22 protein-coding genes and 1 pseudogene are annotated in these 23,756 nt (G+C 71.4%); 7 read left to right on the top strand and 16 right to left on the bottom strand.

The window, feature by feature from the left end; genetic code table 11:
- Positions 1 to 19: 19 nt before the first annotated feature.
- Both OHU35_RS06215 and OHU35_RS06210 read right to left on the bottom strand, forming a co-directional pair.
- Entirely contained in the window at positions 20 to 1,054 is a 1,035-nt protein-coding gene (locus OHU35_RS06215; RefSeq protein WP_189724396.1) for an NAD(P)-dependent oxidoreductase, read from the bottom strand.
- 60 nt (positions 1,055 to 1,114) lie between these two features.
- A complete protein-coding gene (locus tag OHU35_RS06210) occupies positions 1,115 to 1,834 on the bottom strand; it encodes a 1-acyl-sn-glycerol-3-phosphate acyltransferase (protein ID WP_189724395.1) in 720 nt (239 codons plus the stop codon).
- Between the two features lie 323 nt (positions 1,835 to 2,157).
- Here OHU35_RS06210 and OHU35_RS06205 point away from each other — a divergent pair, with 323 nt between their 5' ends.
- A complete protein-coding gene (locus OHU35_RS06205; protein ID WP_189724394.1) occupies positions 2,158 to 2,613 on the top strand; it encodes an RpiB/LacA/LacB family sugar-phosphate isomerase in 456 nt (151 codons plus the stop codon).
- A gap of 16 nt (positions 2,614 to 2,629) precedes the next feature.
- Here the strand turns inward: OHU35_RS06205 and OHU35_RS06200 are convergent, their stop codons facing one another.
- From OHU35_RS06200 to OHU35_RS06180, 5 genes are all read right to left on the bottom strand, one after another.
- Complete coding sequence (locus OHU35_RS06200) at positions 2,630 to 3,877, bottom strand: PP2C family protein-serine/threonine phosphatase (RefSeq protein WP_189724393.1); 1,248 nt, start codon at positions 3,875 to 3,877, stop codon at positions 2,630 to 2,632.
- A 65-nt stretch (positions 3,878 to 3,942) separates the two neighbouring features.
- A complete protein-coding gene (locus OHU35_RS06195; protein ID WP_189724392.1) occupies positions 3,943 to 6,408 on the bottom strand; it encodes a SpoIIE family protein phosphatase in 2,466 nt (821 codons plus the stop codon).
- A 114-nt stretch (positions 6,409 to 6,522) separates the two neighbouring features.
- A complete protein-coding gene (rocD, locus tag OHU35_RS06190; protein ID WP_189724391.1) occupies positions 6,523 to 7,740 on the bottom strand; it encodes an ornithine--oxo-acid transaminase in 1,218 nt (405 codons plus the stop codon).
- On the bottom strand, positions 7,737 to 8,567 hold the full coding sequence (gene ddaH, locus OHU35_RS06185) for a dimethylargininase (RefSeq protein ID WP_189724390.1): 831 nt from the start codon (positions 8,565 to 8,567) through the stop codon (positions 7,737 to 7,739). Before ddaH ends, rocD begins: the two co-directional genes overlap by 4 nt.
- A 157-nt stretch (positions 8,568 to 8,724) precedes the next feature.
- Positions 8,725 to 9,210: an Lrp/AsnC family transcriptional regulator gene (locus OHU35_RS06180; RefSeq protein WP_189724389.1), complete on the bottom strand. Its 486-nt coding sequence runs from the start codon at positions 9,208 to 9,210 to the stop codon at positions 8,725 to 8,727.
- Positions 9,211 to 9,287: 77 nt separating this feature from the next.
- Between OHU35_RS06180 and OHU35_RS06175 the strand changes: the two genes are divergently transcribed.
- Genes OHU35_RS06175 through OHU35_RS06160 form a run of 4 tightly spaced genes read left to right on the top strand, consistent with a single transcriptional unit; the run spans position 9,288 to position 13,364 of the window.
- Entirely contained in the window at positions 9,288 to 10,037 is a 750-nt protein-coding gene (locus tag OHU35_RS06175; protein ID WP_184599228.1) for a LytTR family DNA-binding domain-containing protein, read from the top strand.
- A 2-nt stretch (positions 10,038 to 10,039) separates the two neighbouring features.
- Entirely contained in the window at positions 10,040 to 10,435 is a 396-nt protein-coding gene (locus OHU35_RS06170) for a hypothetical protein (RefSeq protein ID WP_189724587.1), read from the top strand.
- A gap of 11 nt (positions 10,436 to 10,446) precedes the next feature.
- Entirely contained in the window at positions 10,447 to 12,162 is a 1,716-nt protein-coding gene (locus OHU35_RS06165) for a cation acetate symporter (RefSeq protein ID WP_189724388.1), read from the top strand.
- On the top strand, positions 12,159 to 13,364 hold the full coding sequence (locus tag OHU35_RS06160; RefSeq protein ID WP_189724387.1) for a sensor histidine kinase: 1,206 nt from the start codon (positions 12,159 to 12,161) through the stop codon (positions 13,362 to 13,364). Before OHU35_RS06165 ends, OHU35_RS06160 begins: the two co-directional genes overlap by 4 nt.
- A 4-nt stretch (positions 13,365 to 13,368) precedes the next feature.
- On the opposite strand, the gene OHU35_RS06155 is transcribed toward OHU35_RS06160, so the two are convergent.
- The 5 genes from OHU35_RS06155 to OHU35_RS06135 form a co-directional block, all read right to left on the bottom strand.
- Positions 13,369 to 13,548 (bottom strand): hypothetical protein, encoded by a 180-nt coding sequence (locus OHU35_RS06155; protein ID WP_189724386.1) that lies wholly within the window; start codon positions 13,546 to 13,548, stop codon positions 13,369 to 13,371.
- Positions 13,549 to 13,628: 80 nt separating this feature from the next.
- The gene (locus tag OHU35_RS06150; protein ID WP_189724385.1) at positions 13,629 to 14,579 is read right to left on the bottom strand and encodes a cytochrome c oxidase assembly protein; all 951 of its coding nucleotides are present in this window, start codon (positions 14,577 to 14,579) and stop codon (positions 13,629 to 13,631) included.
- Between the two features lie 162 nt (positions 14,580 to 14,741).
- A complete protein-coding gene (locus OHU35_RS06145) occupies positions 14,742 to 15,767 on the bottom strand; it encodes a 6-phosphofructokinase (protein ID WP_189724384.1) in 1,026 nt (341 codons plus the stop codon).
- Between the two features lie 203 nt (positions 15,768 to 15,970).
- Entirely contained in the window at positions 15,971 to 16,699 is a 729-nt protein-coding gene (locus tag OHU35_RS06140) for a type 1 glutamine amidotransferase (RefSeq protein ID WP_189724383.1), read from the bottom strand.
- A gap of 23 nt (positions 16,700 to 16,722) precedes the next feature.
- On the bottom strand, positions 16,723 to 17,961 hold the full coding sequence (locus OHU35_RS06135) for a MurT ligase domain-containing protein (RefSeq protein WP_189724382.1): 1,239 nt from the start codon (positions 17,959 to 17,961) through the stop codon (positions 16,723 to 16,725).
- A 159-nt stretch (positions 17,962 to 18,120) separates the two neighbouring features.
- Between OHU35_RS06135 and def the strand changes: the two genes are divergently transcribed.
- Positions 18,121 to 18,660: a peptide deformylase gene (gene def / locus OHU35_RS06130; protein WP_189724381.1), complete on the top strand. Its 540-nt coding sequence runs from the start codon at positions 18,121 to 18,123 to the stop codon at positions 18,658 to 18,660.
- Positions 18,661 to 18,729: 69 nt separating this feature from the next.
- On the opposite strand, the gene OHU35_RS06125 is transcribed toward def, so the two are convergent.
- Complete coding sequence (locus OHU35_RS06125; RefSeq protein WP_189724380.1) at positions 18,730 to 19,374, bottom strand: TetR family transcriptional regulator; 645 nt, start codon at positions 19,372 to 19,374, stop codon at positions 18,730 to 18,732.
- A gap of 175 nt (positions 19,375 to 19,549) precedes the next feature.
- Here OHU35_RS06125 and OHU35_RS06120 point away from each other — a divergent pair, with 175 nt between their 5' ends.
- Positions 19,550 to 20,776, top strand: a complete 1,227-nt coding sequence (locus OHU35_RS06120) for an acyl-CoA dehydrogenase family protein (protein ID WP_189724379.1) — start codon at positions 19,550 to 19,552, stop codon at positions 20,774 to 20,776.
- Here OHU35_RS06120 and OHU35_RS06115 read toward each other — a convergent pair.
- The 3 genes and pseudogenes from OHU35_RS06115 to OHU35_RS06105 all read right to left on the bottom strand — a co-directional run.
- Entirely contained in the window at positions 20,773 to 21,294 is a 522-nt protein-coding gene (locus OHU35_RS06115; RefSeq protein WP_189724378.1) for a cupin domain-containing protein, read from the bottom strand. The two genes, OHU35_RS06120 and OHU35_RS06115, sit on opposite strands and share 4 nt — an antisense overlap.
- A gap of 7 nt (positions 21,295 to 21,301) precedes the next feature.
- Complete coding sequence (locus tag OHU35_RS06110; RefSeq protein WP_189724377.1) at positions 21,302 to 22,516, bottom strand: cytochrome P450; 1,215 nt, start codon at positions 22,514 to 22,516, stop codon at positions 21,302 to 21,304.
- A 1-nt stretch (position 22,517) separates the two neighbouring features.
- Positions 22,518 to 23,588: pseudogene (locus tag OHU35_RS06105) on the bottom strand (type III polyketide synthase); the annotation flags it as partial.
- Positions 23,589 to 23,756: the final 168 nt, after the last annotated feature.

Genomic DNA, 23,756 nt, shown 5'->3' with positions numbered 1-23,756 from the left:
CGGTCGTTCGGCCGCCCCCTCAGCCGTCCCTTTCCGCCAGCCAGGTGTCCTCTGCCGCGTAGTCGAAGAGGTCGCCGTACGCCTGGACCATCTTCGGGTACGCCTCCCGCCAGTCCCGCCCGGCGAGTTGTTCCTCGATCCAGGCGATCGTCTCCGGCAGGGTGTCCGCGTACCGCGCCACCGGCCGGTAGCCCAGTTCGCGTTCCGCCGCCGACATGTCGCAGACCACGGGCGCCGGCACCGACCAGGGCGTCTCGCCCACGCCGGGGGCGGGCGGCGGGCCGTCGACGAGCACGTCCTCGGTCCGCACCCCCATCGCCGCGTCGATCTCCGCCGCGATCCGGGCCACCGTCGGCGCGTCCGGGTCCACGGCGTTCAGGACGCGGGCGCCCGGCCGGGCCGCGGCCAGCCGGATCAGCTCGGCGAGCGTGTGGACGCTCACCGGATGGAACCGGCTCTCGCCGCCGTAGGCGAGCACGCGCCGGCGCCGGCCGTCGAGGTTGCGCTTCACCATGTACAGCTCGCGCGGGGTCCGGCAGTACGCCCCGTGGATGGCGCCCGCGCGCAGCAGCGTGGCCGGCAACCGGTCGCCCGCCGCGAGGAGTTCGCGCTCCAGCGCCGCCTTCCGGGTGCTGTACGAGGCGTCGCCCGGGCGCACCGTGCGCTGAGCCTCCGTCAGCGGCAGCGGGTACTCGGGAAAGCCGTCGGGCTCGTTCTGCGTGTCGAAGCCGCGGCCCCGGTCGTCCTCGTACACCGACACACTGGAGATCACCACGGCCGAGCCGACCCGCCCGGCCAGCCCCGTCAACTGCCGTGCGTGCCCGGCGTCGAACGCCACCATGTCCACCAGGACGTCGCAGCCGTCGCCGACCGCCGCGGACAGCGCCGCGTCGTCCTCCCGGTCGGCCCGCACGGCCTGTACGCCGTCCGGCCACTGAGGGTGCCGGCCGCCACCGCGCGAGACGGCCGTCACCTCCCAGCCGTCCCGGGCCAGCGCCCCCACGGCCACCCGTCCGATCTGTCCCGTCGCTCCGATCACCACAGCACGTGTCATACGACGACCGTACGGCGGCCGGGGGCCGGGCCGTCTGCGGATCTGCCGACAGCAGAGGCCTCAACTGAGCGGCATGCGCGGGAACTTCCGCTCCTTCGCGGCGGCGGCCTCCTCGGCCTTCACGACGGCCGCGTACTGGTCGACGTACTCCTGCTCGGACAGGGAGAGGATCGCGTACATGAGCTCGTCGGTGACGGCGCGCAGGATGGCCTTCTCGTTCTCCATGCCGGCGTAGCGGGAGAAGTCGAGGGGCTTGCCGAAGCGGATCACGACGGGGTGGATGTTGGGGATGACCTTGCCGGGCGGCTGGGCCTCGAAGGTGCCGATCATCGCGCAGGGGATGATCGGGACGCCGGCCTTGAGGGCCATCACGGCGACACCGACCTTGCCCTTGTAGAGACGGCCGTCGTGCGAGCGCGTGCCCTCGGGGTAGATGCCGAGCAACTCGCCCTTGCTCAGCACGCCGAGGCCCTCGCGGATCGCGGCCTGGCCCGCGTCCTTGCCCGAACGATCGACCGGGATCTGCCCCGCGCTGCGGAAGAAGAAGGCCGTCAGCCGTCCCTTGAGGCCCGGGCCCGTGAAGTACTCGGCCTTCGCGAGGAAGGTGATGCGCCGCTTGAGGATCGCGGGCATCAGGAAGTGGTCCGAGAACGACAGGTGATTGCCGGCGACGATGGCGGCGCCCTCCGACGGAACGTGCTCCAGACCCTCTATCCGAGGCCGGAAGACCAGTCGCAGCAGCGGACCCAGCAGCACGTATTTCAGCAGGTAATAGAACAAAGCGGGCGCTCCTCGACTCTGGCGGTGGACTCAACCGCCGCGTTCCAGCAGGTCAACCGGCGTGTCGTGGGGTGCCAGTGTAGGTGCAGGCGCAGTCACCGGGCACCTCGCGCGGCGGGACCTCGCCGATCCTTCACCTATTGACTGACGGTCAGTCAGTCGCGCCGCGGTGTCCGGTGGTGCTCATGCGGCTGGGGAGGGCCGCGGGACCAGCGTGCTGGTCCGTACGGATGATCGGCAAGCCGGACGGGTGGCATGGCCGGGATACGAAGGGTGCCTGGCCAACCGCTGGTTCTTGCGGCCCTGCCGAGTAGTCTGCGGGCATGCGGATCTCTGTTTCCTCGGACATGGACGAGCCCGTCGCCCGCGCCCTCGTGGCCGCGCTGCGGGGCCGAGGGCACGAGGTGCGCCCGCACGGCGCGCTGCGCTCCGGGGGCGACCCGCAGTGGGCGGTGTGCTCCGAGGCCGCGGCCCGCGAGGTCGCCGACGGGACGGCGGACCAGGCCGTGGTGTGCTGCTGGACCGGCACGGGCGCCTCGATCGCGGCGAACAAGGTGCCCGGAGTACGGGCCGCCCTGTGCACGGACGCCTACACGGCCGACGGGGCCCGCCGCTGGAACGACGCCAATGTCCTCGCGCTCAGCCTGCGGCTGACGTCCGAGCCGCTGCTGACGGAGATCCTCGACGCGTGGTTCGCGGGCGAGCCCAGCGGTGACACCGAGGACCGGCAGAACGTGGACCGCGTCAGGCTGCTCGATCACGGACGGAACCGGCTGTAGGGCGCCTGGCCCCTGGTCACAGCCGCACGATGACCAGCGCGGTGTCGTCCGTCGCGCCGCCGTGCGGCAGCAGTTCCAGCAGGACGGTGTCGGCGAGGGCCTCGGGGTCCTGGTCCCGGTGCCGGGCCAGCGCGTCGGCGAGGCGGCTCAGACCGGTGTCGATGTCCTCGCCGCGCCGTTCGATCAGTCCGTCGGTGTAGAGCACGAGGGTGGCGCCCGGCGTGTACGAGGTGTCCGCCTGAGGTCTGGGAATCGGGTCGGGGCGGGCGTCGAGCGGGGTGTCGGTGGCCCCGTCGAGCAGCTCCGCGCAGCCGTCGGGGTGCACCAGCACGGGCGGGGGATGGCCGGCACTGCTGTAGGTGATGGCGCGCCGGTCGAAATCGATGAAGGTCGTCACGGCGGTCGCCGACTCGGCGCCCGCGACCACGTGCGCGTAGCGCCCCAGCACGTCCAGCGCCTGGGCCGGGCCCTCGGCGACCCGGGAGGCCGCGCTGAGCGCGCTGCGCAGCTGGCCCATGACACCGGCGGCCTCCAGTCCGTGCCCGACCACGTCGCCCACCGACACCCCGAGCCGGTGGCCGCCGACCAGGTCGACCAGGTCGTACCAGTCCCCGCACACGTTGAGGGCGCCCACGGCGGGCCGGTAGCGGACGGCGGCCCGGTGATGGTGGCTGACCTGACGGCGGTCGGGCAGCATCGCCTCCTGCAGGGCCAGCGCCACCTCTCGCTCCCGGGAGTGCGCCTGGCGCAGCCGGTCGTTGAGTTCCTGCAGCTCACGGGCGCGGGTGTACAGCTCGGCCTCCAGGACCCGGGCCCGGCTGCCCCGGTTCCCCCCGGAGCGGCTCCGCCCTCGGGCCCGGATCAGCTCCGTGACCTCCTCGACGCGGTGCAGGATCAGCACCACCTTGCCGTCGGGGCCGACCAGCGGGGCGTTCACGGGACTCCAGTAGCGCTCATGCCACTCCCCGGGGCGCTCGGGATCCTCGACGTCGTAGCGCTGCAGGGCCATGGCGTCGCGCTCCCCGGTCGCCAGCACCCGGTGCAGCGAGGCCTCCAGGTTGCGCATGCCCGTCGCGGCCGGGTCGTTGGGGTTGTCGGGGAAGACGTCGAACAGATAGCGGCCGATCAGCTGCTCGCGGGAGCGGCCGGACACCCGAATGAACTCCTCGTTGGCGTCCGCGTACACCAGCTCCGGCGTCAGCAGCGCCACCATGCCGGGCAGGGCCTGGAACACCGCCGCGTACTCGATCGACGAATCCGTCATGGCCGCCTCACCACTGCCGGGATCAGACTATTTTCCCACGGTATGGCCGATTCCGGGCCCCGGCTTCACTCCGTGAGGTCCGACAGCGACTGCTCCGCCCAGATGATCTTCCCGTCGGCGACGAACCGGGTGCCCCACCGCTGGGTCAGCTGGGAGACCAGCAGCAGTCCGCGCCCGCCCTCGTCCGTCGTACGGGGATGGCGCAGATGAGGCGCGGTGGCACCGCCGTCGAAGACCTCGCAGACCAGGGCGCGCTCCCGGATCAACCGGAGCCGGATCGAGCCGGTGGCGTACCGGATGGCGTTGGTGACCAGCTCGCTCACCACCAGTTCGGTGGTGAAGACCAGCTCGTCCAGGCCCCAGTGCGCCAGCTGCCGGGTCGCCGTGCGCCGGGCGTCGGCGACGACGGCCGGGTCGGAGGGCAGGTCCCAGGCCGCGACCTGCTCGCTGCCGAGACGCTTCGTCCGGGCCATCAGCAGGGCCACGTCGTCGTACGGGCGCGCCGGGACCAGCGCGTCGACCACGGTCAGGCAGCACGACTCGAGCGGACCCGCCTGCTCCAGCGCCCCGCGCAGCCGTTCCCGGCCGGTGTCGACGGCCCAGGTCTCGCCCCGGGCCAGCAGCCCGTCGGTGTGCAGGGCGAGCGTGCTGTCCTCCGCGAGGGACAGCTCGACCGCCTCGAAGGGCGGACCGCCCACGCCGAGCGGCGGCCCCTGCGGGAGATCGACGAACGTGACCGAGCGGTCGGGCGCGACCACGGCCGGGGCGGGGTGGCCCGCTGCCGCCATCGTGCAGCCGCCGTCGACCGGGTCGTAGACCACGTACAGGCACCCGGCGCCCACGGACGACGACCGCGCGCCGTCGGCGCCCGCCGTGACCGGTTCGACGCCCTCCTCCCGCGCCGACCGAGCCACCAGGTCGTCGAGGTGGGCCAGCACCTCCTCGGGCGGCAGATCCAGAGCGGCCAGGGTTCGTACGGCGGTCCGCAGCTGCCCCATGGCCGCGGCGGCGTCGATCCCGTGCCCGGGCACCTCGCCCACGACGAGCGCGACGCGGCCGCCGGACAGCGGGATGAGGTCGTACCAGTCGCCGCCCAGGCCGGTCAGCTCGTCGGCCGGCCGGTAGCACGCGGCCACCTCTACGGCGTCCTGCTCGGGCAGCCGGTGGGGCAGCAGACTGCGTTGCAGCACCAGGGCGGCGTTCCGCTCGCGGGTGTAGCGCCGGGCGTTGTCCAGGCAGACGGCCGCGCGGGCGACGAGGTCCTCGGCCAGGTGAAGATCCTCCTCGTCGAAGGGCTCCCGGCGGTGGCGGCGGAAGAAGGTGGTGACGCCCAGGGTGGTGCCCCGCGACCGGATCGGCACGGCCATCACGCTGTACAGGTCCAGCTCCAGAAAGGTGACGGTCCGGCGGCCTTCCGGGAGGTCCGTGGCCCACTCCCGGGTCACCGGATCGAGCCGCTCCGCACTCCAGGAACGTCCCGTGGTCAGGCAGCGGACCGGGGGCGACCCGGCCAGGTAGGTCGCGACGTCGCCGACCTCGAGGGCGCCCTGCGGGAGGTCCTCCTCCGCGGACCGCTGGCCGGCCCGGCGCAGCGCCACCGGATCCGTGTCCGCGAGCGGCCCGGGAGCCGGCTCGGCGCCCCGCAGCACCGCCTCCAGCAGATCGACGGTGACGAAGTCGGCCACCTCCGGAACGGCCACCTCGGCCAGCTCCTGCGCGGTGCGCATGACGTCGAGGCTGCGGCCGATGCTCTCGCCGGCCCGGTCGAGGAGCGCCAGCCGCTGCCGCGCGCGGTGCCGCTCGGTCATGTCGACGACCGTGTAGTACACGCCCAGCGGGTGGCCCCGGTCGTCCTCGAGCCGGGTGAACGACAGCATGTGCGCCGTCTCGCGCAACGGCGCCGACCGCACATGGCCCACGTGCTCGTACCCGACGACCGCCTCGCCGGTCTCCAGGACGTGCCGCATCTGCGCCTCGACCGCCTGGGCGTCCATGCCCGGCTGGACGTCCGCGAAGCGCAGGCCGAGCCGTCGCGGTGCCGGTCCGCCGCCGAACTGCTCCAGGGCGGTGTTGGACCACACGAAACGCAGGTCGGTGTCCACGATGGCGATGCCGACGGAGGCGTCGGCAACCATCCGTTCCAGCACCGTACGGCTCATGTCCCAGCCGGGGGCCTGGCCCAGCTCCGACAGGAGCACCAGCCAGCGCGAGCCGCTGTGGGTCTCCTCGGTCGAGGTGATCCGGGCCACGACCCGCACCGGCCGCCCGTGCTTGCGGCGGGCCGTCAGCAGCCCCGTCCAGCCGCCGTCCCTGCGGCAGCGCTCGACCAGGTCCGGCACACGCCCGGCGTCCTCGGCGGCCAGCAGATCGGACAGCTTCCTGCCGACCGCCTCGGAAGCCGGATAGGCCAGCAGCCGCCGGGCGTCGTCGGTCCAGCCCGTCACCACGCCCTGCGGATCGAGCAACAGGGGCACGGCGTCGGCCACGTCGAACCGCCGCCGGGCAACGCCGTACTCCTCGTGTGCGCCCACCGGCCGACCTCTCTGTCGCTGAGAGTGGTCTACCACCTCTTGCCCCCATCTTCACCCTTTCCCGCGTGCGGAGGCGGCTTGGGCGGGTCCGGTCGGGGCGGCCGTGGCGCTGCCTTATCCCAGCACCCGCTCCAGCGCCGCGAGTGCCCCCGCGAGCTCCTCGCCCGTGATCGTGAGCGGCGGTGCCAGGCGGATCGTGGAGCCGTGGGTGTCCTTGACCAGGACTCCCTCCCGCATGAGGCGTTCACTGACCTCGCGCCCGGTGCCGAGGGCCGGGTCGATGTCGACGCCCGCCCACAGGCCGCGCGAGCGGAAGCCGACGACGCCCTTGCCGACCAGTTCGGTCAGACCGTCCCGCAGGGTCGTGCCCAGCTCGGCCGCGCGGCGCTGGAACTCGCCCGTCTCCAGCAGTTCGACCACCGCCGTGCCGACCGCTGCCGCCAGCGGGTTGCCGCCGAAGGTCGAGCCGTGCTCGCCCGGCCGCAGCACCCCGAGGACCTCCCGGCGCGCCACGACCGCCGAGACCGGCACGATGCCACCGCCCAGCGCCTTCCCCAGCAGCACCATGTCCGGCACGACCGACTCGTGCTCCACCGCCAGCGTGCCGCCGGTACGGCCGAGCCCGGACTGGATCTCGTCGGCGATGAACAGGCATCCCTTCCGCCGGGTCAGCTCGCGCACGCCGGCCAGATAGCCGTCGTCCGGGATGATGACCCCCGCCTCGCCCTGGATCGGCTCGATCAGCACCGCCGCCGTCGTCTCGTCGACCGCCGCCTCCAGCGCGGCCAGGTCGTTGTACGGCACGATCCGGAAGCCCGGCGTGAAGGGGCCGAAGCCCTGCCGCGCCGTCTCGTCCGTGGAGAAGCTGACGATCGTCGTCGTACGGCCGTGGAAGTTGTCCGCTGCGACCACGATCGTCGCCCGGCCGTCCGGGACGCCCTTGACGTCGTAGGCCCACTTGCGGGCCACCTTCACCGCGCTCTCCACCGCCTCAGCGCCGGTGTTCATGGGCAGCACCATGTCCAGGCCCGTCAACGCGGCCAGCCGCTCGGCGAACTCGGCGAGCCGGTCGTTGTGGAAGGCGCGCGAGGTGAGGGTCAGCCGGTCGAGCTGGCGGTGGGCCGCCTCGATCAGCGCCGGATGCCGGTGGCCGAAGTTGAGCGCCGAGTAGCCGGCCAGCAGGTCGAGGTAGCGCCGCCCCTCCACGTCCTCCACCCAGGTGCCCTCGGCGCGGGCGACGACCACGGGCAGCGGATGGTAGTTGTGGGCGAGGACCGGCTCCTCCGCGCGGATGAGCTCCTGCGAGTCACGGCTGCGGACAGGTGCGGTCATGAACGGATCTCCCGGATCTCCTGGGTGCAGCACTTGATGCCGCCACCGGCCTTGTGGAACTCGGACAGGTCGACGGGGACGGGGACGTAGCCACGGTCGGCGAGCTGCCCGGCCAGGGCCGTCGCCCCCGGTGAGATGAACACATGGCGCCCGTCGGAGACGGAGTTGAGCCCGAACGCCATCGCGTCCTCGCGGGTGGCGAGCACCGCGTCCGGGTACAGCCGGGCCAGCACCTCGCGGCTGCCCGGGGAGAACGCCTCGGGGTAGTAGACGATGTTCCCGTCGTGCCCCTCGTCGAGGACGAACAACGCCGTGTCCAGGTGGTAGAAGTACGGGTCCACCAGCGTCAGGCTGATCACCGGCACCCCCAGGTACTCCTGCACCTCGCTGTGGGCCTCCCGGGTGGTACGGAAACCCGTCCCGGCCAGGATCCAGCGCCCGGCGGGCACCAGGTCGCCCTCGCCCTCGCACACGGACTCGGGGTGGTAGACGTCGTAGCCCTCCGACTTGAACCACGCCTCGTACGGCACGGACTCGGGACGGCGCTCGGGCGCGTGGAAGAGGGAGCCGAAGACGCGGCCGTCGACGACGACCGCCGCGTTCGCGGCGAAGACCATGTCGGGCAGGCCGGGAACCGGTTTCACAGTGTCCACGGTATGGCCGTGGACACGGTATGCGTCCACCAGTGCCTGCCATTGGTCCAGGGCGCGGATGACATCGACGGGTTCGTCGGGATGCATCCAGGGGTTGATCGCGTACAGCACGGCGAAGTGTCTGGGTTCGCAGACGAGGTAGCGCCGCCGGCGCGGCACACGGGAGTCGGGCACAGAGGGGTCCCTCCGCTTCCTAACGGTGTGTGACTGAGGGTTGACACCAAGGTAGGAAGTGACGGAGGCGGTCCACAAGAAACATCAGTTGCGTCTTCACGCAGGAACGCTGCGTCTTGAGGCCGTTCAGCGCACGTGTACTGCGCCGCCTCCGGGGCTAATCCGGCGCGGGATGGCTGGCCCCCGCCTCCGGGCTCTCCGGGAGCAGATGGGACAGCACCATCACGCTGATCGTCTTGCGGATGAACGGCTCCTGGCGGATCCGCTCCAGCACCTCCTCGAAGTGCTCCACGTCCCGCGCCCGCACATGCAGCAGCGCGTCCGCGCCGCCGGTCACGGTCATCGCCGCCGTGATCTCCGGGTAGTCGCGCACGACCTCCGCGAGCCGCCGCGGCGGGGCCGCGCCCTCGCAGTACACCTCGACGTAGGCCTCCGTGCGCCAACCCAGCGCCGACGGCTTCACCGTGGCCGTGAAACCGGTGATCACACCCGTTTCACGCAGCCGGTCGACCCGGCGTTTGACCGCCGTGGCCGACAGCCCGATCGCCGTGCCGATCTCGGCGAAGGACGTCCTGGCGTTCGCCATCAACGCGGTGATGATCTTCCGGTCGAGTTCGTCGAACGGCGTGGACCTGCTGTTCATGCGGGCACTGTATCCAGCGGGAACGTGCACCCCCAGCACATGTCCACACGTACGGATCGCCCCTACACTCCGGGTTCATGCTGCGCGCCCTGGCTGTCGACGACGAACGCCCCTCGCTGGAGGAACTGCTCTACCTGCTGCAGGCGGACCCCCGCATCGGCAGCGCGGAGGGCGCCGGCGACGCGACCGAGGCGCTGCGCCGCATCAACCGCGCCCTGGAGTCCGGCCCCGGCGGCCCCGAGGCGATCGACGTCGTCTTCCTCGACATCCAGATGCCCGGCCTCGACGGCCTCGACATGGCCCGGCTGCTCACCGGGTTCGCCCGGCCCCCGCTCGTCGTGTTCGTCACCGCCCACGAGGACTTCGCCGTCCAGGCCTTCGACCTCAAGGCCGTCGACTACGTCCTCAAGCCCGTCCGCAAGGAACGCCTCGCCGAGGCCGTCCGCCGCGCAGCCGAGCTGCGCGGCGCCGCCCCGCGCATACCCGTGCACGAACCCGACCCCGACCACCTGCCCGTCGAGCTCGGCGGCGTGACCCGCTTCGTCGCCGTCGACGACATCACCCATGTCGAGGCCCAGGGCGACTACGCCCGGCTGCACACCGGCAAGGGCAGCCATCTGGTCCGCATCCCGCTGTCCACCCTCGAGGAGCGCTGGCGCTCCCGCGGCTTCGTCCGCATCCACCGCCGCCACCTCGTCGCCCTGCGCCACATCGGCGAACTCCGCCTCGACGCGGGCACCGTCAGCGTCCTCGTCGGCTCCGAGGAACTCCAGGTCAGCCGGCGCCACACGCGCGAACTGCGCGACCTGCTCATGAGGAGGCCGTGACAGTGCCCCAGGACCACACGGAGCGCCGCGTCGTCGTCACCGCCCCGCCCCGCCGCACCGTCCCCCACGCTCGGCTTCGCTCGCGCGGGAGGTACCCCGAGGCCTCCGGCTACTACCGCCCGCGCACCGAGATCGACGAGCAGACCACCCTCGGCCACACCTACGTCCGCTCCCTGATGCGCACCCAACTGCGCGCGGCCCTCACCGTGTTCGCGATCCTCGGTCTGCTCGTCGGCCCGCTGCCGCTGCTGTTCGCCGCGACGCCCGGCACCGGCCGCCTCGAATGGGCCGTCCTCGGCTTCGGCCTCTACGTCCCGCTCGTCCTGCTCGCCCGCTGGTACGTCCGCCGCGCCGAGCGCAACGAACGCGACTTCGTACGCCTCGTCGAAGACCGCTGAAGCCCGCACACATGAACTCCAGCTACGCCATACCCGCCGTCGCCCTGGTCGTCGTCGCGACGGTCCTGGTCGGCGCCTTCGGCCTGCGCATCTCCCGCACCACCTCCGACTTCTACGTCGCCTCCCGCACCGTCGGCCCCCGCCTCAACGCCACCGCCATCAGCGGCGAGTACCTCTCCGCCGCCTCCTTCCTCGGCATAGCGGGACTCGTCCTGGTCCAGGGCCCCGAGATGCTCTGGTACCCGGTCGGCTACACCGCCGGCTACCTGGTCCTGCTGCTCTTCGTCGCCGCCCCGCTGCGCCGCTCCGGCGCCTACACCCTCCCCGACTTCGCCGAGGCCCGCCTCGCCTCCCAGGCGGTACGTCGGCTGGCCGGTGCCTTCGTCGTCGGCGTCGGCTGGCTGTACCTGCTGCCCCAGCTCCAGGGCGCCGGACTGACCCTGACCGTGCTGACCGGGGCGCCCGACTGGCTCGGCGGAGTGATCGTCGCCGTCGTCGTGACCGCCACCGTCGCCGCCGGCGGCATGCGCAGCATCACCTTCGTGCAGGCCTTCCAGTACTGGCTGAAACTCACCGCCCTGCTCGTCCCCGCCCTCTTCCTGGTCCTCGCCTGGCAGCACGACGGAGCCCCGCGCCACGCCTTCGACGAACCGGCCACCTTCCGCGAACAGCGCGTCGTCCGCGTGGACGACAGCATCGCCCTCACGCTCGACCGACCGCTGACCGTCACGGTGACCGGCACCGTGGACGCCCGTACGCACACCGACACCCGCCTCGAACTCCCCGCCGGCACCCACCACATCGAACGGGGCACCCGGCTCACCTTCGCCGCGGGGGCGACCGTCCCCGCGGCCGAGCGCAGCGGCGGCGGCGACCTGTCGCCCTCGCAGGACGAGGGCCGCGGGGAACGCCCGCTGTACGCCACGTACGGGCTGATCCTCGCCACGTTCCTCGGCACCATGGGCCTGCCGCACGTCGTGGTCCGCTTCTACACCAGCCCGCACGGCGTCGCCGCCCGCCGCACCACCGTCGTGGTCCTCGGCCTGATCGGCGCCTTCTACCTCCTGCCACCGGTCTACGGCGCGCTCGGCCGCCTCTACGCCCCCGAACTCACCCTCACCGGAGACCCGGACGCCGCCGTCCTGCTGCTGCCGGACCGCATGATCGGGGGAGTGGGCGGGGACCTGCTGGGCGCGCTGGTGGCGGGCGGTGCCTTCGCCGCCTTCCTGTCCACGGCCTCGGGGCTGACCATGGCGGTCGCGGGCGTCCTCACCCAGGACGTCCTGCCGTCCCGGGGCGTACGGCACTTCCGGCTCGGTACGGTCCTCGCCATGGCCGTGCCCCTCGCGGCGAGCGTCCTCGTCGGCGGGCTCCCGGTCGCCGACGCCGTCGGGCTCGCCTTCGCGGTGTCCGCCTCCTCGTTCTGCCCGCTGCTCGTCCTCGGCATCTGGTGGCGGCGGCTCACCCCGCCCGGCGCCGCCGCCGGGATGCTGGTCGGCGGCGGCTCCGCCCTGCTCGCCGTCGCCGCGACCATGGCGGGCTACCCGGGCAAGGGCGCGCTGCACGCCCTGCTCGCCTGGCCCGCCCTGTGGTCGGTGCCGCTGAGCTTCCTCACCATGATCCTGGTCTCCCTGGCGACCCCCGGCCGGGTGCCCCCGGGCACGGCGGCCGTCCTGGCCCGCTTCCACCTGCCCGAGGAACTGCGTACGGAGGTGAAGACGCCATGAGCGGATTCCTGGCGGGGCTGTGCGTCGCCGTGCTCCCGGTGCTGGCCGCCGGGGTCTGGCTGGGCCGGCGCACCGCACGGGCCAAGAGCCTCGGCGGCCTCGGCACCCCCGTCGAGCACGCCACCTTCGAGACCCTGCACACCGCCTCCCTCGCCGCGCCCCCGCTGCGGGCCGGCCTGACCGAGGAGACCGCCCGCAAGTCCGCCCGCAAACTGCGCTCCCTGCTCGGCACGGACGCCCTCTGCCTCACGGACCGCGAACAGGTCCTGGTCTGGGACGGTGACGGCGCCCACCACCGCACCGAGATCATGGAACGCCTCGCGGGAGCCCTGGACACCGGCCGCGGCGAGGCCTTCCGGCTCACCTGCGACATCCTCGACTGCTCGGTGCGCTGGGCGGTCGTCGCCCCGTTCACCGTCGACGACCGCGTGCACGGCGCCCTGGTCGCCTGCGCGCCCCGTGAGTCGGCGGTGCTGGTCCGGGCGGCCGGCGAGGTGGCCCGCTGGGTGTCCGTCCAACTGGAGCTGGCCGACCTCGACCAGTCCCGCACCCGCCTCATCGAGGCCGAGATCAAGGCGCTGCGGGCCCAGATCTCCCCGCACTTCATCTTCAACTCGCTCGCGGTGATCGCCTCGTTCGTCCGCACCGACCCCGAGCGTGCCCGCGAACTGCTCCTGGAATTCGCCGACTTCACCCGCTACTCGTTCCGCAGGCACGGCGACTTCACCGCCCTCGCCGACGAGCTCCACGCCATCGACCACTACCTGGCGCTGGTACGGGCACGCTTCGGCGACCGCCTCTCCGTCACCCTCCAGATCGCCCCGGAGGTGCTGCCCGTCGCCCTGCCCTTCCTCTGCCTCCAGCCGCTCGTCGAGAACGCCGTCAAACACGGCCTGGAGGGCAAAGCAGACAAATGCCGCATTCAGATCACGGCCCAGGATGCGGGCGCCGAGGCGCTCGTCGTCATCGAGGACGACGGCGCCGGCATGGACCCCGACCTGCTGCGCCGCATCCTCGCCCGCGAGGTCAGCCCCTCGGGCGGCATCGGGCTCTCCAACGTCGACGACCGGCTCCGCCAGGTCTACGGCGACGACTACGGCCTCGTCATCGAGACCGCCACGGGCGCGGGCATGAAGATCACCGTCCGGATCCCGAAGTACCAGCCGGGCGTGCACTCGGCGGGCCGGCTGACCCGGGAGTGAGCCGTCAGGTGCTGCGTGTGGTCACCACCAGCCCGAGGGTGATCAGTCCCAGGACGACCCAGCCGAACCACAGCCAGCCGTTGCTTCCGAGCGCCACCGTGTAGGCCGTCACCACGACGAGGCCACCGAGGGTGAGCACTCCCATGGTCTTGGTCGAGTTTGAACCGTTCGTGGAACCGGGCATCGCAACACCCTCCTCGTGGTCCGATGCCTCCATGGTGCCCGGTGGACGCCCGGCGCGCACGGTCCTTACGAGAGCGGGCTTCAGCGCCCCTGCGTGTTCAACGAGGCCAGATAGGCGTTGTACGCCTCCAGCTCCTTGTCCCCGTCGCGGTCGGCGGCCCGGTCCGTGCGCCTGGCCTGGCGCTGGTCGGAGGCGTACCACTGGAACAGCAGCGCGACCAGCACCAGCACGGACGGGATCTCGCTGAACGCCCAGGCGATGCCGCCCGCCGCGTTCTGGTCGGAGAGGGCGTCGATGCCGAGCGAGGCCGGCGGATTCTTGAACGTCTCGACCATCGGCTCGGACGCCATCATCAGCGCGATCCCGAAGAACGCGTGGAACGGCATGCCCGCGAACAGCTCCAGCATCCGCATGAGGTAGCCGGGGCGGTGCGGCCCCGGGTCCACGCCCATGATCGGCCAGAAGAACACCAGGCCGACGGCGAAGAAGTGCACCATCATCGCGATGTGCCCCGGCTTGGAGCCCATCAGGGTGTCGAAGAGGGGCGTGAAGTACAGCCCGTACAGGCTCGCGATGAACAGCGGGATCGTGAACGCCGGGTGCGTGACGATCCGCATGTACCGGCTGTGCAGGAACATCAGCAGCAGCTCGCGGGGGCCCTTGCGCCCGCGGCCCGCTGTCGGCAGCGCGCGCAGCGCCAGCGTGATCGGGGCGCCGAGCAGGACGAGGATCGGCGACACCATGCTGATCACCATGTGCTGCACCATGTGCACGCTGAACATGACCATGCCGTAGTCGTTCAGCTTGGTGCACATCATGAGCGCGATGGTCAGCACACCGATGACGAAGGCGACCGTCCGCCCCACGGGCCACTTGTCCCCGCGCCGCACCAGCCGCACGACACCCCACCCGTACAGCCCCAGACCGACCAGGCAGGCGACGAGAAAGAACGGGTCCGCCGACCACTCCAGCCCTCGTCCCAGCGTGAACGGCGGCAGATCCATGGTCATGCCGTGCCCGCTGTGATCCATTCCGCCGGCTCCTGTTTCGTGGGGGTGTGCAGCAATCTGTCCGCCCCAAGACTAGAACCGCCCCCGGTCATCCTTGCGACCGGGGGCGGTACGACGTCCTAGGGGCGCGGGGAACTGCGCGACAAGCCACGAACCGCCCGCACCCGGCCGACTACGGCAACCTCAGAGAACACACTCCGCCTCGTCGTACCGATCCTCCGGCACGGTCTTCAGCGTCTTCACGGCCTCGGCCAACGACACCATCACTATGTCGGTCCCGCGCAGCGCGGTCATCCGCCCGAACTCACCCCGGTGCACCGCCTCCACCGCATGCCACCCGAACCGCGTGGCGAGCACCCGGTCGTAGGCGGTGGGCGTACCACCCCGCTGCACATGCCCGAGGATCACCGGCCGGGCCTCTTTGCCGAGGCGCCCCTCCAGCTCCACGGACAGCTGCCGCGCGATCCCGGCGAACCGCTCGTGCCCGTAGATGTCCTTGCCGCCCTCGTCGAAGTCCATGGTCCCGGACTTCGGCTTGGCCCCCTCCGCGGCCACGACGATCGCGAAGCGCTTGCCCGCCTCGAAGCGCTCGCCGACCCGCCGGGTCAGTTCCTCTATGTCGAAGGGCCGTTCGGGGACGACGATGGCGTGCGCGCCGGCCGCCATGCCGGAGTGCAGCGCGATCCAGCCGGTGTGCCGCCCCATGACCTCGACGACCAGGACCCGCTGGTGGGACTCGGCGGTGGTCTTCAGCCGGTCCAGGGCCTCGGTCGCCACGCCTACGGCCGTGTCGAAGCCGAAGGTGACGTCCGTGACCGCGATGTCGTTGTCGATGGTCTTCGGCACGCCCACGACGGGCAGACCGCTGTCCGACATCAGCCGGGCGGCCTTGAGGGTGCCCTCACCGCCGATGGGGATGATCGCGTCGAGGCCGAGCTCCTCGACATGGCCCTTGGCCCGCTCCACACCGTCCCGCAGATGGGAGGGCTGGACGCGGGAGGACCCGAGAATCGTGCCGCCGCGGGCGAGGATGCCACCCACCGCGTCGAGGTCGAGCTTGAGGTAGTCGCACTCCAGGAGGCCCTTCCAGCCGTCCCGGAAGCCGATGACCTCGTCGCCGTGGTCCACGACGGCGCGGTGTACGACGGACCGGATGACGGCGTTCAGGCCGGGGCAGTCGCCGCCGGACGTGAGGACACCAATACGCATAGCCCGAAATACCTTCTCAACGTGGGCCGGGGACCGGACCACGTTGTCCGGCTCGAATTCCCGCCACCCTAGCGTCAGGAAGGGGCGGGACCGAACCGCGCGTCCGCCTGCTGGACTACCCCGCTCACCTGTGCGGATGTGCCGTCAGACGGGCTGTTGACCAGCAGGTTGACGCATACCTCGGGCAGGCTGCGACGCAGTGCCTACGCAGGCTGCTGAGCAGCCGCGATGCGCTCGTCGCGCAGTGCCTCGTACCAGCGGTCGTCGGTCGGCGGCAGCGCGTTGACGTCGAGCGCCAGCTTCAGCAGCAGATCGGCGATCAGCGGGTTGCGCGCGAGCACGGGGCCGTGCATGTACGTGCCGAAGACGGTGTCGTTGTACGCGCCCTCCGTGCCGTCGCCCGTGCCGTTGCCGTTGCCGAAGCGCACCTGGGCGAGCGGGCGGGCGGTGGGGCCCAGGTGGGTCACGCCCTGGTGGTTCTCGAAGCCGGTCAGCGGGGGCAGGCCGAGGCGCGGGTCGATGTCGCCCAGCACGTCACCGACGCACCGCTCGCCCTCGCCGCGCACCGACACCACGTCCAGCAGCCCGAGGCCGGGCTCGCGCTGGCCGAGGTCGTTGATGAACTCGTGGCCGAGGATCTGGTAGCCGGCGCACACGGAGAACACGATGGCGCCGTTCTCCACGGCCCGCTGCAGACCGCCGTCCCGGCGCAGCCGCTCGGCCGCGAGCCGCTGCGGACGGTCCTCGCCGCCGCCGATCAGGTAGATGTCGCCGGAGGTCGGGATCGGCTGGTCGCTGCGCACGTCCAGCCGGGCCACGTCCAGGCCGCGCTGGACGGCCCGGCGCTGCACGACGAGGACGTTGCCCTGGTCGCCGTAGGTGCTGAGCAGGTCGGGATAGATCCAGACGACCCGCAGTTGGTTGTCGCTCACAAAAGTCCCCTGACGTCTCGTGCTCAGTTGCCGACGCGGCGGCGCAGATCCTGGAACGCCGTGTAGTTGGCGATGACCTCGATACGGCCCGGCGGGCACGCCGCCACGGCCTGGTCGAGGTTCTCGTAGACCTGGAAGTGCTGGTCGGCGACCTCCAGGCGCACCGCCAGGTCCAGCCGCCGGTCGCCGACGACGCAGATCGGGTGGCCGGTCAGGCGCGTGTAGTCGACGTCCCACAGCCAGGAGGTGTCGGTGCCGTCGGCGCCGCGCGCGTTCACGGAGAGGATCACCGGGGTCGGCGGCGGGTCGATCAGCGAGAACGTCTCCAGCCAGCCGGCCGGGTTCTTCGCGAGCAGGAGCCGGAGGTCACGGCCCTGGAACTGGACGATGTCGTACCGCCCGGCCACCGCCTGCACCTGGTACATGCGCTCCAGCGCGACCTGCGGCGGCACCCCGAACACGGCGGCGACGGCGGCCGAGGAGGCGGCGTTGGCCTTGTTGGCGCGGCCGGGCAGCTGGAGGTGGATCGGCCAGGCCGAGCCGTGCGGGTCGAGGACGTGGTCGCCGGACAGCGCCCAGCTCGGCGTCGGACGGCGGAAGCCGCACTCACCGCAGAACCAGTCGTCGCCCGGACGCTGCATCACGCCACCGCACGACGGGCAGGACCAGGCGTCGTCCTTCCACATCTGCCCGGCCGCGACCCAGATCACATTGGGGGAGGAGGACGCCGCCCACACGACCAGCGGGTCGTCGCAGTTGGCCACGACCACGGCCTTGGAACCCGCGAGTCCCTCCCGCCAGTTCTCGGCGAGCATCCGGGTCTCGGCGGCCCGGTCGAGCTGGTCGCGGGAGAGGTTCAGCAGGGCGATGCACTTCGGGGCGGTGTCCCGGGCGACGCCGGCGAGGTACTTCTCGTCGACCTCGATCACGCCGTAGCGCGCCTCCGAGCTGCCCGCGAGCGCCGAGGTGATGCCGGCCGGCATGTTGGCGCCGAGCGCGTTGGAGACGACGGGCCCGGCGGCCCGCAGGGCCTCGGCGATGAGCCGGGTGGTGGTGGTCTTGCCGTTCGTCGCCGAGACCAGGATCACGTCCAGGTTCTGCGCGAGCCGGGCGAGGAGGTCGGGGTCGAGCTTGAGTGCCACCCGGCCGCCGATCACCGAACCGCTGCCGCGCCCTGCGGCGCGGGATGCCGCCGCGACCGCCTTGCCCGCGGTCACGGCCAGCTTGGCCCGCGGCGAGAGCGGGTCCGAGTTGCCTGCCATCAGTTCTCGATCCTCCTTGCGTACGCGCCGCGCCTTGAAGCCTGACGGCCACGTGGTGTGGACCTCAGCCTATCGAGATCCATTAGCACTCCCGAACCGCGGCACTGTGGCGAACTCGTGTGGAAGGCGCGGACCGACAAGGACCTTACTCTTGCCGCCATGCGACACAGCCCCATCCCCGGCGCCCACGGCCGCGTGAGACCCCTCACGCTGCACGGCGACCCGCTCCTGCACACGCCCTGCGCGGAGGTCACCGACTTCGGGCCCGAACTGGCCCGGCTCGTCGAGGATTTGTTCGCGACCATGTACGCCGCCCAGGGCGTCGGCCTCGCCGCCAACCAGATCGGCGAGTCGCTGCGGGTCTTCGTCTACGACTGCCCGGACGACGAGGACGTCCGCCACCTGGGTCACGTGGTCAACCCGCGCCTGGTCGAGGCCGACGGAGTGGTCGTCCGGGGCCCGGAGGGCTGTCTGTCCCTTCCGGGCCTGGAGGCGGGCACGGAACGCCACGACCACGCGGTGGTCGAGGGCTTCACGGTGACCGGAGACCCGGTCACCGTCCACGGCACGGGCTTCTTCGCCCGCTGCCTGCAACACGAGTGCGACCATGTGGAGGGCCGCATCTACGCGGACCATCTCAAGGGCCGGCGCCACCGCAAGCTGATGCGACAAGTGGCCCGGGCTTCTTGGAGCGTCTGAGTGTCGTTGTCCCGGGGGCGCGGGGAACTGCGCGAACAACCCCCACCGGCCCGCACGCGACGACGACGGTCAGAATCCCGGACCGCCCACCCGATCCCCCGCAGCCGCAAGGCGACCCCACAACAGGTCAGCCAGACTCCGCACCAACTCCGCACGAGAACAGGGCCGTTCCCCGAGCCACCAGTCCCCGGCCGCATGCATCATGCCGACAATCCCATGCCCCCACACCCGCGCCAGCTGCTGCCCGCCCGGCCCGAGATCCAGCCGGTCCTCGATGACCTGCGCGAGTTCCTCACCCATCCGCCGCAACAACGGCGCACTGTGCTTGCCGACGTCGAACCCCTGATCCCCCGGCTGGCTCCCCTCCGCCGGATGCATCAGAAACCGGTACACCTGAGGCCGCAGCTCGATCGCCGTGAGGTACGTGTCCAACGTCGCCTCGACCCGCTCCCGCCGGTCCGCCGGCGCGTCGAGCGCCGCTCGCAGTGAGTCGAGCAAGGCGTCCGTGTGCCGCTTGGCAAGGGCCGCGTAAAGTCCGCCCTTGTCGCCGAAGTGCCGGTACAGAATCGGCTTGGTGATGCCCGCTTCCGCGGCGATCGCGTTCATCGAGGCATGCGGGCCGTCGCGCAGCACCACCCGGTCGGCGGCCTCCAGCAGCTCACGCCGCCGGCGGTCGGCGGACCGTTGCTGATCGGTCCGCTGCGTGGTGTCCATGTGCTCTCCCCACCCGTGCTGATTCGATGACGCCAGCGCAAACTAACACCCAAGCATGCACCGCACATCGAACGGGTGCCGACCGGTCGGTAGGAGTTGACTTCGACTACCCACCGGTAACAGGATGGTGTTACCGCAAGTAACATGCACGTGTGCCGCCGCTGGAGGGGACGACATGGCCGAGTTCACCATGGAGCTCAACGACGAACAGAAGGAGGTCCGGGACTGGCTGCACGGCTTCGCCGCCGATGTGATCCGGCCCGCGGCCGCCGAATGGGACGAGCGTGAGGAGACTCCCTGGCCGGTCATCCAGGAGGCCGCCAAGGTCGGCATCTACTCCCTGGACTTCTACGCCCAGCAGTACTTCGACCCCACCGGCCTCGGCATCCCCATGGCGATGGAGGAGCTCTTCTGGGGCGACGCGGGCATCGCCCTGTCCATCGTCGGCACCGGCCTCGCCGCCGTCGGCGTCCTCGCCAACGGCACCGAGGAGCAGATCGGCACCTGGATCCCCCAGATGTACGGCGACGCCAACGATGTCAAGGTCGCCGCCTTCTGCTCCTCCGAGCCCGACGCCGGCTCCGACGTGGCCTCCATGCGTACGCGGGCCGTGTACGACGAGGCCAAGGACGAGTGGGTGATCAACGGCACCAAGACCTGGGCGACCAACGGCGGCATCGCCAACGTCCATGTCGTGGTCGCGGTGGTCGACCCGGAACTCGGCTCCAAGGGGCACGCGTCCTTCATCGTCCCGGCGGGCACACCGGGTCTGGCCCAGGGGCAGAAGTTCAAGAAGCACGGCATCCGTGCCTCGCACACCGCCGAGGTCGTCCTGGACAACGTGCGGGTTCCCGGCTCCTGCCTGCTCGGCGGCAAGGAGAAGCTGGACGAGCGGCTCGCCCGGGCCCGGGAGAGGGCCAAGCAGGGCGGGGAGCGTGTGAAGAACGCGGCGATGGCCACGTTCGAGGCCTCTCGCCCGGCGGTCGGGGCCATGGCGGTCGGTACCGCCCGGGCCGCGTACGAAGTCGCCCTCGACTACGCGAAGACGCGCGAGCAGTTCGGCCGGCCGATCATCGACAACCAGGGCGTGGCGTTCCAGCTCGCCGACATGCGGACGTCCATCGACGCGGCCCGGCTCCTCGTCTGGCGCGCCTCCTGGATGGCGGTCAACGGCAAGCCGTTCACCGCCGCCGAGGGCTCGATGTCCAAGCTGTTCGCGAGCGAGACGGCCAAGCAGGTCACCGGCCAGGCGATCCAGATCCTGGGCGGCAACGGCTACACCAGGGAGTACCCGGTGGAGCGGATGCACCGCGATGCCGCGATCTACACCATCTTCGAGGGCACGAGCGAGATCCAGCGCCTGGTCATCGCCCGGACCCTGGCCGGCACGCCCATCCGCTAGTGGTGTCTGAGCGGCGTCAGCTGCTCGATGTCGTACCTCGCCCGTAGTTCCTGGATCGCCGCGTGATCCGGCGGGCCCCCGCCGCCGAGGATCTCCAGCAGTTCCTCGAAGTACCGCTCGTGATCCGGCGGCGGGCTCGCCTGGAAGAACATCTTCGCGGGTTCGTCCGTCGGGTTGGCGAACGCGTGCGGGCAGCCCGGGGGTACGACGATCACCGTTCCGGGCGTCGCCCGCACCACCCGGTTGCCCGAAGTGGACTCCCACTTCTGCCAGTTGTCGGGGGTGCGGACCCGTGGCTCGAAGGCGAGGACGTCCAGCTCGCCCTCGAGCACGTAGAACAACTCCTCGCTGCGGGTGTGCACATGGGCGCCGACGTCGAAGCCCGGCGGCACGACCACCTCGAAGGTGGAGGCCATGCGCGAGTGCGAGCCGGTCACCTTGAAAGTGACGTGCTGGGCAGGGGCCTGTACCACCCGGCCGTGGCCGGGTGGCACGAGCAGTCCTTCCGTCGACGTCATCGCCCGCTCACCACGTCACGGGCAGGGCCTCGGGCCCGCGGATCAGCGCGCCCTTCCTGAAGGGCACCTCTTCGGCGGGCACGGCGAGCCGCAGGCCCGGAACGCCGTCGAGAAGCGCGTCGACCAGGAGTTCCGACTCCAGCCGGGCCAGCATGCCGCCCGGGCAGTAGTGGGGGCCGAACCCGAAGGACACATGGGGGTTGGGGCTGCGCAGGAAGTCGATCGTCTCCGGGTCGGGGAAGACGTCGGGGTCGCGGTTCGCGGCCAGGTACGACACGTAGATCGCGTCGCCCGCCCGGATCCGCACGCCCCTGATCTCCACGTCCTCCAGGGCGATCCGCGACAGGCCGACCGCGTTGCGGTGGGGGATCCAGCGCAGCAGTTCGTCGATGGCCTGGGGGCGGATCCCCGGCTCGGCGCGCAGCCGGTCGGCCAGGTCGGGCCGGGTCAGCAGGACGTAGAACATCTGGCCGCTGTTGTTGGTGACCGCCTCGCCGCCGATCTGGAGGAGCACCGCGAGTCCCACCCCTTCCTCCAGGGTGATCTCGCCACGGCCCAGGGCCGCGCCGAGCAGGGATGCTACGTCCTCGCCCGTACTGCCCTCGCGCACGCCGATCAGATCGGCGAAGTAGGAGCTCATCTCCTGCTTGGCCTTCTCACTGACCTCGGCGCCGTGTGAGGAGGACAGGATGAACTGGGTCCAGCGGTGCATGTCCTGCCGGTCGGCGGCCGGGACGCCCATCAGCTCGCAGATGACCGCGATGGGAAACGGGCTGAGCACGGCCTCCGTCAGGTCGGCGGGCGGGCCGTCCTGGAGCATCTCCTCGACCAGTTCCGCCAGCATGCGGCGCGACCGCTCGCGCACCCGCTCCACCCCGCGCGCCGTGAACGCGGCGGCGACACTGCGGCGCAGCCGGGTGTGGTCCGGCGGGTCCAGGAAGCCGACCGCGCCACGCGCCGGGATGAAGTGCGGTGCGAGCCGGGTGACCTGCCGGTCCATGACGGCCTCGCGGCTGAAGCGCGGGTCGTTGGTCACCATCCGCGTGTCGTCGTAGCGGGTGACCAGCCAGGCCCAGCCGTCGCCGTTGGGCAGCTTGACGCGGGTGACCGGGCCTTCGTCCATCAGCTCCCGCAGGACCGGGTCGAAGTCCGCGCCGGACAGGTCGAGCGCGGGCCAGTCGCGGACCGGGGGCAGCGTTTCGGTGATCGTCTCTTTGCTCATCTCACATCGTCTCGTCCGCGCGGTGCCAGCGGCCCACGGCCATCTCGGCGGTGATGCCGGGTCCGAACCCGGCGAGCAGCCCGCGTGCCCGGTGCTGGGCGCCGCCCTCCTCGAACAGCCGGCGCAGCGCGTCCAAAACGACGGCGCTGGCGATGTTGCCGTAGTCGGTGAGCGTGGCCCGGCTGAAGCGGAAGGCGTGCGGGTCGACCTTCAGGAAGGTGCTGAGGTCGTCGAGAATGCGGGGGCCGCCCGCGTGGACTATGTAGAAGTCCAGGTCGGAGGCGTCCCAGCCGTGGTCTCCTGCCAGCTCCTGCAGTGCCGGGGCGAGCGGCTCCATGGTGGCCGGTACCCGCTTGTCCAGCAGGAAGTGGAAGCCGGTCGACCGTACGTCGTACATGATCCACTCTTCGGTCTTCGGGATCAGGTACGAGCCGTTGCGCTCCAGGCTGATGCCCTCGCCGCCCCGGCCGCGGACCGCGGCGGCGGCGATACCGTCACCGAACAGGCCGTTGGACAGCAGCGAGCCGACACCGATGTCGGTGGGCTGGTAGCACAGCGAGCAGAACTCGCAGGCCACGATCAGCGCGTTGGCCTCGGGGTAGGCCGTGCAGAAGTCGTGGGCCCGGTTGATCGCCGCGCCGCCGGCCGCGCAGCCCAGCTGGGCTATGGGCAGTTGCCGAGTGGTCGGGTCGAAGCCCATCTCGTTGATCAGCCAGGCCGTGAGCGAGGGCATCATGAAGCCCGTGCACGACACGTAGATGATCACGTCCACGTCGGTGGTGAGCAGCTCGGCGTGGTCGAGCGCCTCCTGGATGACCGCGGGCACCCGCGCCTTCGCCTCGGCCTCGTAGAGCTTGTTGCGCTCCGCGAACCCGGGGTGCTTCAGGGTCTCCTCGATGGGCTGGACGATGTGCCGCGTGCGTACGCCGGTGTTCTCGATCAGCCGGAGGGCCAGCGGCAGTTGGGGGTGATCGGCGTGGCGCTCTCGCGCCAGCTCAAGCGTCTCCTCCATCGTGATCACGTGCTCTGGAACGGACACCGAGGGTCTGCACAAAGTCGCCATGAACCGTGCCTGCTTTCGCCTCCCGGAAGGCCTCTCGCCTCCCGGTCAGAAGGTGGTTCACCTCAGAGGGTGGTCCATCCACGATCACCCGGTGGGACGCCGAATTCGCGTCGGACTGCTCCATTTCGGGGACCCCGTGCCAGGCTCGGGGCAGACCTGTCCGAGGACACACACCGA

It is taken from the genome of Streptomyces purpurascens, from assembly GCF_045040895.1.
Classification (GTDB): domain Bacteria; phylum Actinomycetota; class Actinomycetes; order Streptomycetales; family Streptomycetaceae; genus Streptomyces; species Streptomyces purpurascens.
This window is presented reverse-complemented; position numbering and strand designations above follow the sequence as displayed.